This window comes from Acinetobacter sp. 22512 (genome assembly GCF_052044755.1).
In the GTDB taxonomy this organism is placed as follows: Bacteria; Pseudomonadota; Gammaproteobacteria; order Pseudomonadales; family Moraxellaceae; genus Acinetobacter; species Acinetobacter pittii.
In genome coordinates this window covers 12,674-26,128 of record NZ_JBQENP010000005.1, presented here as the reverse complement: position 1 = coordinate 26,128, position 13,455 = coordinate 12,674, and the positions used below count along the sequence as shown (strand labels likewise).

10 protein-coding genes and 1 tRNA gene are annotated in these 13,455 nt (G+C 40.0%); 4 read left to right on the top strand and 7 right to left on the bottom strand.

Features of this window, described 5'->3' with window-relative positions; genetic code table 11:
• Positions 1-10: 10 nt before the first annotated feature.
• The 7 genes from ACTJJG_RS07090 to ACTJJG_RS07060 form a co-directional block, all read right to left on the bottom strand.
• Positions 11-994 carry a glycosyltransferase gene (locus tag ACTJJG_RS07090; protein WP_002116302.1) on the bottom strand — a complete coding sequence of 328 codons (984 nt, stop codon included), beginning with the start codon at positions 992-994 and terminating at the stop codon, positions 11-13.
• Positions 995-996: 2 nt separating this feature from the next.
• A complete protein-coding gene (locus ACTJJG_RS07085; RefSeq protein ID WP_032056717.1) occupies positions 997-1,806 on the bottom strand; it encodes a polysaccharide deacetylase family protein in 810 nt (269 codons plus the stop codon).
• A gap of 13 nt (positions 1,807-1,819) precedes the next feature.
• On the bottom strand, positions 1,820-2,707 hold the full coding sequence (locus ACTJJG_RS07080; protein WP_032056718.1) for a mitochondrial fission ELM1 family protein: 888 nt from the start codon (positions 2,705-2,707) through the stop codon (positions 1,820-1,822).
• Between the two features lie 69 nt (positions 2,708-2,776).
• Positions 2,777-3,703: a branched-chain amino acid transaminase gene (locus tag ACTJJG_RS07075; RefSeq protein WP_004705670.1), complete on the bottom strand. Its 927-nt coding sequence runs from the start codon at positions 3,701-3,703 to the stop codon at positions 2,777-2,779.
• A gap of 24 nt (positions 3,704-3,727) precedes the next feature.
• Positions 3,728-6,478, bottom strand: a complete 2,751-nt coding sequence (gene glnE, locus ACTJJG_RS07070; protein WP_032056719.1) for a bifunctional [glutamate--ammonia ligase]-adenylyl-L-tyrosine phosphorylase/[glutamate--ammonia-ligase] adenylyltransferase — start codon at positions 6,476-6,478, stop codon at positions 3,728-3,730.
• 67 nt (positions 6,479-6,545) lie between these two features.
• Positions 6,546-7,817, bottom strand: coding sequence for a sensor histidine kinase (locus ACTJJG_RS07065; RefSeq protein WP_044424837.1), 1,272 nt, complete (start codon positions 7,815-7,817; stop codon positions 6,546-6,548).
• A 515-nt stretch (positions 7,818-8,332) separates the two neighbouring features.
• Positions 8,333-8,419, bottom strand: a tRNA-Leu gene (locus tag ACTJJG_RS07060).
• 182 nt (positions 8,420-8,601) lie between these two features.
• On the opposite strand from ACTJJG_RS07060, the gene queA reads away from it, so the two are divergent.
• The 4 genes from queA (at position 8,602) to secD (ending at position 13,448) form a co-directional block, all read left to right on the top strand.
• The gene (gene queA, locus ACTJJG_RS07055; protein ID WP_032062602.1) at positions 8,602-9,639 is read left to right on the top strand and encodes a tRNA preQ1(34) S-adenosylmethionine ribosyltransferase-isomerase QueA; all 1,038 of its coding nucleotides are present in this window, start codon (positions 8,602-8,604) and stop codon (positions 9,637-9,639) included.
• A gap of 295 nt (positions 9,640-9,934) precedes the next feature.
• Positions 9,935-11,068 (top strand): tRNA guanosine(34) transglycosylase Tgt, encoded by a 1,134-nt coding sequence (gene tgt / locus ACTJJG_RS07050; protein WP_002116306.1) that lies wholly within the window; start codon positions 9,935-9,937, stop codon positions 11,066-11,068.
• 97 nt (positions 11,069-11,165) lie between these two features.
• Complete coding sequence (gene yajC, locus ACTJJG_RS07045) at positions 11,166-11,495, top strand: preprotein translocase subunit YajC (RefSeq protein ID WP_002116168.1); 330 nt, start codon at positions 11,166-11,168, stop codon at positions 11,493-11,495.
• Between the two features lie 51 nt (positions 11,496-11,546).
• The gene (gene secD / locus ACTJJG_RS07040; RefSeq protein WP_002116237.1) at positions 11,547-13,448 is read left to right on the top strand and encodes a protein translocase subunit SecD; all 1,902 of its coding nucleotides are present in this window, start codon (positions 11,547-11,549) and stop codon (positions 13,446-13,448) included.
• Positions 13,449-13,455: the final 7 nt, after the last annotated feature.

The window sequence follows — 13,455 nt, the reverse complement described above, 5'->3', positions numbered from 1 at the left end:
ATACATAATCCTATACTGAAAACAGTGACTGATATACTTGTACTGTATGATCAATCATTTTCGTGAAAGTAAGTTGTTCTTGTGCTAGTACATAAGCAGTTTTAAAACTACTCTCTGGATCAGATATTTTTAAATAATTTTGGATGAGCTGCTGTAAAGCCAATATATTATTAGGTTCACATAAAAATTCTGTGGGAATAAATTCAGACATCATCCCGACATTTGTACCAATAACTGGTCGCTCAAGCAACAAGGTCTCAGCAAGTGTATAAGGACCGCCTTCACGTAAAGATGAAACAATTAAGGCTTCATGTTCCGCAATCAATGGATGAATATTATTACTATAACCATATAGCTTAACACGATCAGCTAACTGATATTCTTTAATCAATTTTTCCAGTCTGTCCCGTTCTTCACCATCACCAATAATAGTTAATTCACAAGGAATGTTCTGCCAAGCGGCTAATAAAAGATTAAAACCTTTCACTTCATTTAAACGGCCTATTGCAATAAATTTTCTATTCTTTACAAATGGTTGAGCAGTTATATTTAAGGAAATCCCATTATAAACCACACTTACTTTATGTGGTTGCCCTACTATTTGTGCAAGACGTTTACTTACACAAATAATATGATCAAATGCCAAATAGGTTTTAATATTCTTTTTTGCACCATGCATGGTTACAACACATGGAAAATTCAAACTATTCAATATACCTTGTAAAAGTTTTGCTGTTTTCGAAGCATGAGCATGTAGCACTTGTGGCTCTGTCGCCAATATTAATTTTTTAAGCCGATATTTTGTCCATGGGTTATAACGGCTACCACTCATGTCGAAAGCCACAAAGTTCACCGCACTTTTCACCTGACTTTTATATTTCTGATGTGCAATTAAAGATACTTCATGTGATTGTGACAAACCAGCAGCCAACTCAAGTACATGCTTTTCTAGTCCCCCTTCCTCATCACTCGCCATTACAAGAGTAATTTTCATGCTTATCCCTCACGCTTACCAAGCTTTAAACGGAGCTTGACAGCAAATAATGAATCTTTACCACTGATTTTAATACGTTGTAGTTGAAAAAAGTCTGGCTGTTCGCCTTCAATTCCTTCTACAGTCGTTACAGCATTGCTATACCCTGACTGTTTTACCAGTTTGACATCGCGGTCTGAATAAATCCCAAATGGATATGCAAAACTGGTCACGGGTTTGCAAATTAATTGCTCAAGTTGTTGCTTTGAGTCAGTCAATTCTCTTAAACAATCGGCATCACTGAGTTTATTTAAATTGGCATGCGTCAATGTATGTGAACCAATTTCAATCAGCCCACTGTCTGCGAGTTGCTTGACTTGGGCATCATTCAACTTAGCTTCACGCATAAGTTCACCACTATTGTGATGTTCTTTTTTATAAGTTGACCAATCTCTATCATGACGGTCAACCACCACATAAACTGTTGCTTTTGCTTGATATTTTTCTAAAATTGGATAGGCATTTTGTAAGTTATCTAAATAACCATCATCAAATGTAATTGCTATTGTTTTAGCAGGGTGTTTCCCCCAACCATTTTGTAACTCTTGCATAGTTACAAAATGGAATCCTTGTGATTTCATCCAGGCAATCTGCTTTTCAAATTCAGCGGGTTTCACACGAAGTTTATTAAATTTAGCACCATCAATATGGTTTCTGACCATGTGATACATCAATATACGAGGCTGATTCCAACTTATTTTCGGCTTCCACCAAGCATACTTATAACTTAATACGAAGATAAGCAGAACCAATAAAATCAGTATATATAGCACAATCTCAAACTCATTATTTTGCTAAAAGATATGTTGCCACACGGTCTGCTTCTTTAAAAGCATAAGGTTGTGGTAACTGTACAACATAAGTCTGCTGTGAGATTAATTTTGATTCTAACATTTGGTCAACTGAGTGCGTAATCCGGTCGTCTTTCAAACGGTCCATTGCCATCACCCCGACTCGACAACCCGCGGTAAGCGCCTCAAAAATCATAGAGACGCTGTCTTCTGTCACCCAAACTGCTTCTGCTTTTTGCATTTCTTCGAAAATCCAGCCTTGGGGTGTTTGATCAACTGGAAATATGTGTAAATGCTGGGCAAAACTTTGTTGCCTTAAAATATCGACAAACTCTGCTGGGGTTCGACGTGAAGTGGTCAGAATAATTTCAGCGTCTGGATTATTCTCAACAATTTTTTGAACACTGGTTAATACTTTATTTTGGTTCCATTGATGTCGTTTAGATGAACCACCTAAAGCGATTAAAACTCTCGCGGTTTGATGGCGATTTTCATTACGGATAGGATTTAATGCACCACGCGTGACAATCACATGGTTATCGGCGTGAATACCGTCATGTTCTGGAATAACAGCATAATCAAAGCAACCAATAGGTAAACTTGGCTTCATTAAAATAATCGTTTTGGCCTTTTTGAAAATTCTACCGAGTAACCAAACACGAAAATGAGTGTGACTTCCCACGCCAAATACAAAGTCAGGCACTTGTTTAAATAAGGATTTTTTTGAAGAGAAAAGTGCCTGAATTAAAGAAATAATAGGTAAATCAGAAATTAGGACCTCTTCAAAAGTTGTTTCTGGCTGTTGTCTTTGCATTGCCTGAAACAAGCCTAATGCTTGTGAGCGGTGCCCTGCCTTACCATCAGACACATAGACAATATGCATAGAAGCTCCCTAAGCCAAAAAATAAAAAAGGCGAAACCGAAGTTCGCCTTTTTATGTTAACGGATTAACTTATTTTACGTAAGTTAACCAGTGTTCATATTTCGGATTTCTACCTTGAACCGCATCAAAGTAAGTTTTTTGGATTTCAGTGGTAATTGGGCCACGAGTACCCGAACCGATTGGACGGTCATCGTATTCACGAATTGGTGTTACTTCAGCAGCAGTACCTGTGAAGAATGCTTCGTCTGCGATATAAAATTCGTCACGTGTAATACGGCGCTCAACAACTTGGTAACCAAGATCTCTAGCGATTGTCATCACAGTTTGACGTGTAATACCATCAAGCGCACCACCAGCGATATCTGGAGTGTGCAAAACGCCATCTTTAATTAAGAATACGTTTTCACCAGAACCTTGGCACACATAACCTTGTGGGTCCATTAACATTGCTTCGTCGTAACCAGAATGTGCAACTTCTTGATGAGCAAGAATTGACAATGTGTAGTTACCAGATGCTTTTGCTTTACACATCGTCACGTTTGGATGATGGTGAGTAAATGATGAAGTTTTTACGCGAATACCTTTCGCCATCGCTTCATCACCAAGATATGCACCCCACGCCCACGCAGCAACAGCAGCATGAATCGTGTTATTTGTTGCTGCAATACCTAGTTTCTCTGAACCGATCCAGATGAGTGGACGTAAATAGCAAGAAGCTAATTTATTTTCACGAACAACATCGATTTGTGCTTGTTCAAGCGTTGCTTGATCATAAGGCACTTTCATTTGATAAATTTTTGCTGAATTTAACAAACGTTTTGTGTGGTCTTGAAGACGGAAAATCGCTGTACCTTTAGGCGTTTCATAAGCACGAACACCCTCAAATACGCCCATACTGTAGTGTAATGTATGGGTTAAAACGTGAATCTTTGCATCACGCCAATCAATTAATTTTCCATCTTGCCAAATAAAACCATCACGATCAGCCAAATTCATGGAACACTCCAAATTGTTATAAAATCATTCACTATCCAACTCAACCGAAGCGGTTGGGTCTATTAATCTTTGCCATAAATTGCAAACGACCGCACGGGTACTACGCCAGTCCGCTGCGCTGACTTGCATGGATTGATTTGCAAGGGCTAAGCGGTGGCTTTCGGCACGTTCACTAAGATAGGCTCGAATTAATGCTGTGGCATCTTCACTGGATAAGCAGTCTGCTTTAGCAGCATCTTCTAATATTCTTACATTATCAGAATAATGGGCGAGATCGGGTTTCGTCCCGCTCCATGCAAGTACAGCATACTGTGCCATAAATTCGATATCGACGATACCACCTGCGTCCTGTTTTAAATGAAAAATACCATGTTTTTTTTGTTCAGAAGACGAACCTAGGTGGTCTTTCATTTTCTGACGCATTTTCAACACTTCCTCACGAACATAAGCCTCATCTCTAGATTGAGTCAATATCTCGCGTCGAAATATTTCAAATTTCTGGCAAAGCACCTCATCACCTGCAATAGAGCGGGCACGTACTAATGCCTGATGCTCCCAAAGCCATGCACTTTTCAACTGATAGTGTTCATAGGCTTTCAGACTTGTCACCAATAAACCAGCCTCACCTGAAGGTCTTAAGCGTGTATCAATCTCATAGACACGGCCATCAAGGGTTTGCGTAGTCATCAAAGACATAAACTTTTGAGCAACACGCATAGCAAACTCAAAGCCACTAATTGACTTGGTTCCATCCGTATCAGCTTGTTCATCTAGGTAATGAATAAAGACAAGGTCTAAGTCAGAACCATAGCCCAGCTCAATACCACCCACTTTGCCATAACCAATGACAGCAAAAGCTTTGTAGTCGAGTGAGCAGCGTTTCCCATCAACATCTTTTGGGTAACCATGGCGCTTCGCCACAGTTTGATAAGCCAAATGTAGGGTTGCATTAACACTAACTTCAGCAATATCTGTTAATGCATCGGAAACCTTCATTAGAGGGCTTTCAGCTAACACATCACTTGCAGCAACAGTAAGTACATTGCTCTTTTTAAACAGGCGAAGTGCTCGCATTTGGTCTTCGACCTGATCAATCTCAATACGAAGTAACTGCTGACGTAATGAGTCTTCTAAATCCTTACGTTTTGGTAACTCAAAATCCATCGATAAGAACTCATCCAACAGTACCGGATACTGTGTCAGTTCTTCACAAATCCACGGACTCACCGTCGCCATTTTCACTAAGCGTTGCAATGCGCCTTTACTTTCAATCAACATCACCAAATAAACGGTTCGACGCATGACTGATTCAATCAGTGGCATTAAACGCAACAATGCAGTTTGAGGTTGTTCAGACTGTAAGATCGCTTCAATTAAATGAGGCCAAAATGTTTTTAAACGCTGCACAGCATTTGAAGGAAGTTTTTTAAGTGCATGGCCATGCCAAAACTCATGAATCAGATTTTTCGCATTGTCATCCAGCACTTCATCTAATTGCTGCTCTAATTGCCCAAAATTTTCAGTTGCGGCATTAGAGCTGGTATCTTCAATGAGCTGCTTAAATTGAACTTTTACCTTTTGACGTTTTTCATTAAGAACATCGAGAAACTCATTCCAGCTCGTAAAACCTAAGGTATCTATAATGCGTTGTCTTAAGTCCAATTCTTCTGGTAATAATTGGGTTTGTTGATCATTTAGAGCTTGAATCGCGTGTTCAACACGGCGTAAAAATAGGTAAGCATCTTCAAGCTCTAATACAGCTTGTTTTTCTAATAAGCCAGCTTCACCAATGTGCTCAAGACTGACTAAACATTGACGGTCTTGTAACTCACGTTTAGAACCGCCGTAAATCAGCTGGAAGACCTGAACAATAAACTCAATTTCACGAATACCACCCGCCCCGAGTTTAATATCATCCTCAATATGACGACGTAAGACTTCGCGCTCGATCATTGCTTTCATATCACGCATGGCAGCAAAAGCGGTGTAATCGACATAGCGGCGGAACACAAAAGGACGTGTCATTTCTAACAAATCCTGTCCTTCTTTACCTCCAGTGACAACACGCGCTTTAATCCAGGCATAACGTTCCCATTCACGGCCATGTTGACTTAAATATTTTTCTAAAGCTGCATGACTAATCGCTAATGCCGAGCCATCCCCCCAAGGACGTAAGCGCATATCAACTCGAAATACAAAACCATCGGCAGTAATGTGTTCAAGCAAATAAATGAGTTTTTGTCCCCACAAAATACAGAACTGCTGTACATCAATACATTTGCGACCATCGGTTTCACCTTGCTCATCAAAGGCAAAAATTAAGTCGATATCACTCGACAAGTTAAGCTCTTGAGCACCAAGCTTACCCATGGCAACCACAATCAAATCTTGAATTTTGCCAGAGTAACTCACAGGTTCACCGTGTTTCGCCACAAGTGCGACACGCGCAAAATCTTTTGCAGCACAAATACTGGCATCAGCAAAATCAGAAAGTTCACGAGTGAGTGTGACAACATCGGTCAGTTGGTTGGCATCCTGCCAAATCCAGCGGAACATTAAACGGCTACGTAAAATGCGCATTCCGCGCATCCAAGACGTTTCATCACCAATCCCATCTAGCGTGGTCTGTACAAATTGGTAAATCTGTTCGGTCGAGAGCGGTGCAGTAAATTGATCTATTTGATAATCTTGTTCTAAAACAGCTTGATGCAAACCTAAAACTTGTTCTGCGTACTGACTGGCACGCAATGTTTTTTGTAACTGCTCCGCATTCATATAAAAAGCTCTTTTCCTCGTACTCTGTTTTTAGTTATAGCAGTTCGAGTAGTGTTAGGAAAAGGAATTAGACTAATTTTGCTTCTGATGAAGAATGATGTTCGGTATGCACCTCATGACTTTCTTGAGCTGAAGGTAATAAAACCTTAAATGTCGTTCCCACCCCTTCTTTAGAGCTAACAGTAATTTGCCCCTGATTAATCTCGACAAAACGCTTGCAAAGACTCAAACCTAAGCCAGCACCTTTTTCCCCTGCAGTGCCTTTAAAGCTAGCAGTAATACGTGGATGGAATAAATTTGCCATTTGTTGCTCGGTCATGCCCAGACCTGTGTCTCGAACAGTAATTTCTACATTTGTATCCGCTTGTTGAGCTTCAATAAAGACTTTGCCTGATCCATCAACGTCGGTAAATTTCAACGCATTTGACACCAAGTTCTGAATTACAGAGGTCATCATATTGATATCGGCGTAGATGTTTAAATCATCTGGAACACCATTAACCAGTTCAATATTTTTCTTTAAAGCTAATGTATGCAGTACATCGCAAACGATATTGCTGACTTGTCTAAGTTTAAAGTTAATCGGGTGATAGACAAAACGCCCTCCCTCGGCCATCGCCCATGTCAGCAAACTTTCAAGCAAGTTATAGGTCGATTGTGAGGTGTCATATAAATAATCTGCAATATTTTGAATACTCGATTCATCTAAAGTTTCTCGCTCTTTGGCGAGTACCTCAGAAAATCCAAGCAATCCATGAAACGGTGCCCGTAAGTCATGTGAGATAATCGAAAAGAATTTCGTCTTACTCGAATTAATCGCTACCTGTTGTTCATAGAGTTCGTTTAACTCTTCATAGTTAAACTTCAACTCAACTTGCTGCATAAAAGTAGAACAATAATCGAGCAACAATTGAATATCATCATCTTCAAACGTTGCAGCATCGTCATCAAAAAAGACAGCAAAGCCCATCGAGGTTTTATCAGGGTGTAAAAGATGCACGGCCAGTGCCCTGCTGCACTCAATATTTAATTCTTTTAAATAGTTGATTAAATTTTGATATGAAGGATGTAAGTGATTAATGACCTGTTGTTTGGCGAAGCACTGTTTTAAATGCTTTGATGGTTTAAACGAGATTGCCGTCATGCCTTCAGGGCAACGGTGCCAAAAGTAAGGTTCCTGATTAAAAGTCAATAAGGCTTTTTTACAATTCAAAAGACGAAGACTAAACCGGAAAAATTGTTCGATGTAGTTCTGCTCGGCATTTAATCCAAGCAACAGAGATATCCTACAAGCACTTAACTGCTCAACCTGATTTAGTTCTAAACGTTGGAATGTCATTGCCCGCCTCACAGATTATGTCGTTTTTGGTCGGAACCGCTCTCAATAAATGTACTTATAATCATTATGATCTACTACAAACTTTAACACAGTACATTAAAAGAGCAACGTTCTTTTCAAAATAGAAATGTGAAGTTTCAATTAAAGATTTTCAGATACATAAAGTGGGTATGCTTGAGGAAAATACAACAAATATTTGAAGGTAGACAGTTGTAAGATGTTAGAAATGCGAGTTCATAATATTATTAAAAGATGGTCAAAAATATTAGTTGAATAAGAGTTTAGATTCTTGCTCAGTTTCGCTTTTATCAAAGATGTTTGGTATTTAAAGAAGAACTTCTTAAGCTTAAAAAATGAAAGATTTTTTATAAGCTCTAAATTTATAGCTAGAAATTCGAGTCCGACCCTCGGGATCAAATAATAATTTCTTAAGCTCTATCCACTTTTTTATACCCAACAAAAACCCCCTAAACCGTTAGTTTAGGGGTTTTCGTAGAATCTTACGATTCTGAATATGGTCCCGAGGGTCGGACTCGAACCGACACGTCATCTCTGACAGCGGATTTTGAGTCCGCCGCGTCTACCAATTTCACCACCTCGGGAGAGGAAGTATGTTTGTGTTGCGTATATTAGCGCGTTTGTAAAACTTGTCAAACCCTAAGTGAATATTATCGTTCACTTTTAGATCATTTAAACATTTTTCATGATTTAGGTCAGAAGCACAGCCATAAAAAAGCGAAAAAGTTTATACTAGGCCCAATTTTTGTGGTGTTTTTTCTCAAATATGCAACTGTCTGACTTTTCCTTTGAATTACCTGATGAACTTATTGCCCGTTACCCACTTGCATCACGTAGTGCTTCACGGTTATTGCACCTAGATTCAAAGGGTCAATATCACGATCACATGTTCACAGACATTATCGATCTGTTCGAAGAGGGTGATTTGTTGGTGCTTAATGACACCAAGGTCATGAAAGCTCGACTTAAAGGAAAACGCTCTACAGGCGGTGCTATTGAGATTTTGGTTGAGCGTATGCTGAATCACACCACGGCGTATTGTCATATCAAATCTAGCAACTCACCTAAAGCAGGTGCAGAGCTTTTCGTCGGTGCAGATAATATTCCTGTGATTGTACGTGGCCGTCACGAAAATTTATTTGTGGTTGAGTTTTCACAGCCGATCTTGCCTGTTCTTGAGCAATATGGCCAGTTACCTATTCCACCTTACTTTAACCGTGAAGCAGAAGAAATTGACACTGAACGCTATCAAACGGTTTTCCATAATCCCGAAAAAATTGCCAGTGTTGCCGCTCCTACTGCGAGTTTGCACTTTGACGAAGAGTTACTAGCAAAGTTAGAGCAAAAAAATGTTCAAAAATCTTTTGTGACTTTACACGTCGGTGCTGGCACATTTATGCCTGTTCGTACTGATGACATTACCAATCATGTCATGCACAGTGAATGGTGTGATGTTCCTCAAGAAACTATTGATTTAATTTTGGCGACTAAAGCACGCGGCAATAAAGTGATTGCCATTGGTACAACCGCGACACGTGCTTTAGAAAGTGCAGCTCAAGCTCATGGCGGTAAAATTGCAGCTTGGACTGGCGACACACAAATCTTTATCTATCCAGGTTACGAGTTCTGCATCGTAGACCGTTTAATTACTAACTTCCATTTACCAGAGTCTACCCTGCTCATGTTGGTATCAGCGCTATCAAATAGAGACAACATTTTGGCTGCCTACGAACATGCAGTTAAAAGCCGCTATCGTTTCTTTAGCTATGGCGATGCAATGCTGATTGATAAATTAGAAGTTTAAAAATTAAAATTCTGATCGATATTGTTAATCATCTATACACATCCTCTATTAAAGGATGTAAATATTTAGCAATATCGATTAGCTTTGCCAAACCGTTTATAATTTTTTAAAAGCCTAAATTCTAGATATTTCCTTCATTAAAATATCTATGTCATAAAATCTATCCTTAGTTTCCCCCACCTTTTTATATAACGGCTACATTTAGTAGTAGAACTACGTCGCAGAATCAAGGAAAATAGCCCTCTTTTTAGCAGCGAACTGTTTCTTCGCCTCTGCTCGTGTTCAGGATTTTTAGATGAAGTTTGAAAAATTAGGTCAGTCGGGGCGTGCCCGTCGTGGTCGTTTAACTTTAGAACATGGTGTTGTTGAAACACCTGTTTTTATGCCAGTGGGGACTTACGGCACAGTCAAAGGCATGTTACCTCGTGACATCGAAGACATTCAGGCACAAATTATTTTAGGAAATACGTTCCATTTATATTTGCGTCCGGGTCTTGAAGTGATTAAAGAACACGGTGGTTTGCATGACTTTATTAAATGGAATAAGCCAATTTTGACTGACTCTGGCGGTTTCCAGGTTTTTAGTCTTGGCGCAATGCGCAAAATCAAAGAGGAAGGTGTTACCTTCCGCTCACCGATTGATGGTTCAAAAGTATTTTTATCACCTGAAATTTCTATGGAAATTCAGCAGGTCTTGAACTCTGACATCGTCATGATTTTTGATGAGTGTACGCCTTACCCTGCGACACATGAAGAAGCTCAAAAATCATTGCAACTTTCTTTGCGCTGGGCAAAACGTTGTAAAACTCATCACCATGATGAGCTCAAAAATCACAATGCGTTATTTGGCATTATTCAAGGTGGCATGTATGAAGACTTACGCGATGAGTCTTTAAATGGCCTTTTAGAAATCGGCTTTGACGGTTACGCAATTGGAGGTTTATCTGTAGGTGAACCTAAAGAAGAGATGATCAAAGTTTTAGATTATCTACCAAATAAAATGCCACATGACAAACCTCGTTATTTGATGGGCGTTGGTAAACCAGAAGATATCGTTGAAGCGGTGCGCCGCGGTGTCGATATGTTTGACTGCGTAATGCCGACTCGTAATGCTCGAAACGGTCATTATTTTGTCACTGATGGTCTGGTACGTATTCGTAATAGCAAATATCGCCATGACCAGAGTCCACTCGATCCACATTGCGATTGCTACACTTGTAAAAACTTTACCCGCGCTTATCTATTCCACCTTGAAAAATGTGGAGAAATGTTGGCATCTATGCTCGGTACTATTCATAACTTACGTTATTACCAACGTTTGACTGAAGGTATGCGTGATGCATTAGACAATGGCACATTTGATGAATTTGTTCAGGACTTTTATGCCCGTCGTGGTTTAGAAGTTCCACCATGTCCGGTTGATGAATAAGCCAGATTTGCGCTCAACCTCAAGACAAGGTAAATTGCAAAACGAATTAGGATTATGTCAGTTATCTGACTCATATTTTTAACTTTAGGAAATCAAAATGAGCTTTTTAATTTCTGCTGCTCATGCAGCACCGGCAGCTGGCCCAACTAATGGTATTTTGCCAAACATCTTGATGATTGTCGTATTCGTTGCAATCTTTTATTTCTTAATTTGGCGCCCTCAAGCAAAACGTGCTAAAGAACACCGTTCTTTGATCGAGAGCTTAGGTGTGGGTAGTGAAGTTGTTTTTGCTGGTGGTTTAATGGGCAAAGTAACCAAAATTGAAGGTGACTATGCAGTTGTTGAACTTAGCCGTGGTGTAGAAGTAAAAATTCAGCGTGCCAGCGTAATTTCAGTATTACCTGAAGGCACTCTAAATAACCTTTAATCATAAAACAGTCGTGCTTTAGCACGGCTTTTTCATTTAAGAAGAAAGCGAATGCGTTACCCTGCATGGAAATATTTACTGATTCTGGTTGTTCTGGTAATCAGTACATTATACGCACTGCCGAGTCTATATCCGGATGAGCCCGCTGTTCAAATTTCCGGTGCCAAAGCTGGTACCCAAATTGATCAAAGTGTGGTGAAAAAAGCAGAGCAAATTTTAAAAACAGCAAATATTGCGAGCCATGACAATACTTTTACAAATAATGCTGCCCTATTGCGTGTCAGTTCATCTGAAGCACAGTTAAAGGCAAAAGAAGTATTACGTCGTGACTTAGGTGATGAATATGTTGTCGCCCTAAACCTTGCACCAACCACACCGGAATGGCTGCAAAAGATTGGGGCAAAACCAATGAAACTTGGTTTGGACTTACGTGGTGGTGTCCACTTCTTGCTTGAAGTAGATATGGACAAAGCCGTTGCCCAACGTATGGAAACCTCTGCCACCGATTTGCGTCGTCAGTTCCGTGAAAACAAGATCAAATTTAACAGTCTTGCATTAACAAATAATGTGATCACTGTTCAATTTGCTGACAATGCTGACCGTGATGCAGCAATGGATTTTTTACGTCGTAATGGGAATGAATATACCCAACAGGCATTAGCAAGCTCTACAGGTTCTACTTTAAAGCTTACTTATACTGATGTACGTCGCCAAGAAATTCAGTCATATGCGGTAAATCAGAACTTAACAACATTACGTAATCGTATTAACGAACTTGGTGTTGCAGAAGCATTGGTACAAAGTCAGGGTAGCAACCGTATTGTTGTTGAATTACCAGGTGTACAAGATACAGCTGAAGCTAAACGTGTTTTAGGGCGTACTGCGAACCTCGAATTCCGTTTAGTTTCTGACTTAAATGATCAATATATCGATCCATATACGGGTAAATATAATGGTCAACCTTTACCTCCGGGCACAGAAGTTTTTGCTTATGAGTCTTTAGATAGTGGTCGTCAACTCTTGTTGCAACGTAACCGAATCTTGACTGGTGAGCGTGTTCAAAATGCAAGCTCTGGCTTTAGTCAGGACTCTGGCGGTGCCGAAGTAAATATCACGCTCGACAGCGCTGGCGGTAAGCTAATGTCCGATGCAACCCGTAATGCAGTTGGTAAACGCATGGCGGTATTGTTCATCGAGAACAAGCAAAAAATTAACTATGTCACAGATCCAAAAACTGGTGCACAAACAGAAGTTCGTACGCCATATACTGAGTCTGTAGTCATTAATGCAGCAACAGTTCAAGCTGTTTTAGGTTCGACTTTCCGTATTACCGGTTTAAGTTCTCCTCAAGAAGCATCTGAACTTGCATTAATGCTTCGTGCTGGTGCTTTGGCTGCGCCAATGTACTTTGTTGAAGAGCGTGTAGTAGGTCCAAGCCTTGGTCAAGAAAACATTGATAAAGGTGTATTGTCTACTCAAATCGGCTTCTTGCTCGTTGCAATCTGGATGGTGGTTTTCTTCCGCGTATTCGGTTTAATCGCGAACTTTGCTCTTGTGTTTAACTTGGCAATGATTTTAACTGTGATGTCATGGATTGGAGCTTCCCTCACCTTACCGGGTATTGCCGGTATCGTTATTACCATTGGTATGGCGGTCGATGCGAACGTATTGATATGTGAGCGTATCCGAGAAGAAATGCTCTGGGGGGCCTCACCCAAACAGGCCATTGTGGCCGGTTATGATCGAGCCTATAACACCATTTTTGACTCGAACTTAACCACGTTCCTCGTTGCATTCATTCTGTTTGCAATTGGTACAGGCCCAATCAAAGGTTTCGCCGTGACATTAATGATCGGTATTATTTGTTCGATGTTTACTGCAATTACAGTAACTCGTGCAATCGTACAAATCATTTATGGCAAACGTCGTAATTTGAAAAAGTTGAGCATTTAAGGAGATC

Bases quoted from the DNA above. Each gene is read 5' to 3' on its own strand.
- ACTJJG_RS07090 (WP_002116302.1), bottom strand. From the start codon at position 994: ATGAAAATTACTCTTGTAATGGCGAGTGATGAGGAAGGGGGACTAGAA.
- ACTJJG_RS07080 (WP_032056718.1), bottom strand. From the start codon at position 2,707: ATGCATATTGTCTATGTGTCTGATGGTAAGGCAGGGCACCGCTCACAA.
- ACTJJG_RS07075 (WP_004705670.1), bottom strand. From the start codon at position 3,703: ATGAATTTGGCTGATCGTGATGGTTTTATTTGGCAAGATGGAAAATTA.
- glnE (WP_032056719.1), bottom strand. From the start codon at position 6,478: ATGAATGCGGAGCAGTTACAAAAAACATTGCGTGCCAGTCAGTACGCA.
- ACTJJG_RS07065 (WP_044424837.1), bottom strand. From the start codon at position 7,817: ATGACATTCCAACGTTTAGAACTAAATCAGGTTGAGCAGTTAAGTGCT.
- queA (WP_032062602.1), top strand. From the start codon at position 8,602: ATGCAACTGTCTGACTTTTCCTTTGAATTACCTGATGAACTTATTGCC.
- tgt (WP_002116306.1), top strand. From the start codon at position 9,935: ATGAAGTTTGAAAAATTAGGTCAGTCGGGGCGTGCCCGTCGTGGTCGT.
- yajC (WP_002116168.1), top strand. From the start codon at position 11,166: ATGAGCTTTTTAATTTCTGCTGCTCATGCAGCACCGGCAGCTGGCCCA.
- secD (WP_002116237.1), top strand. From the start codon at position 11,547: ATGCGTTACCCTGCATGGAAATATTTACTGATTCTGGTTGTTCTGGTA.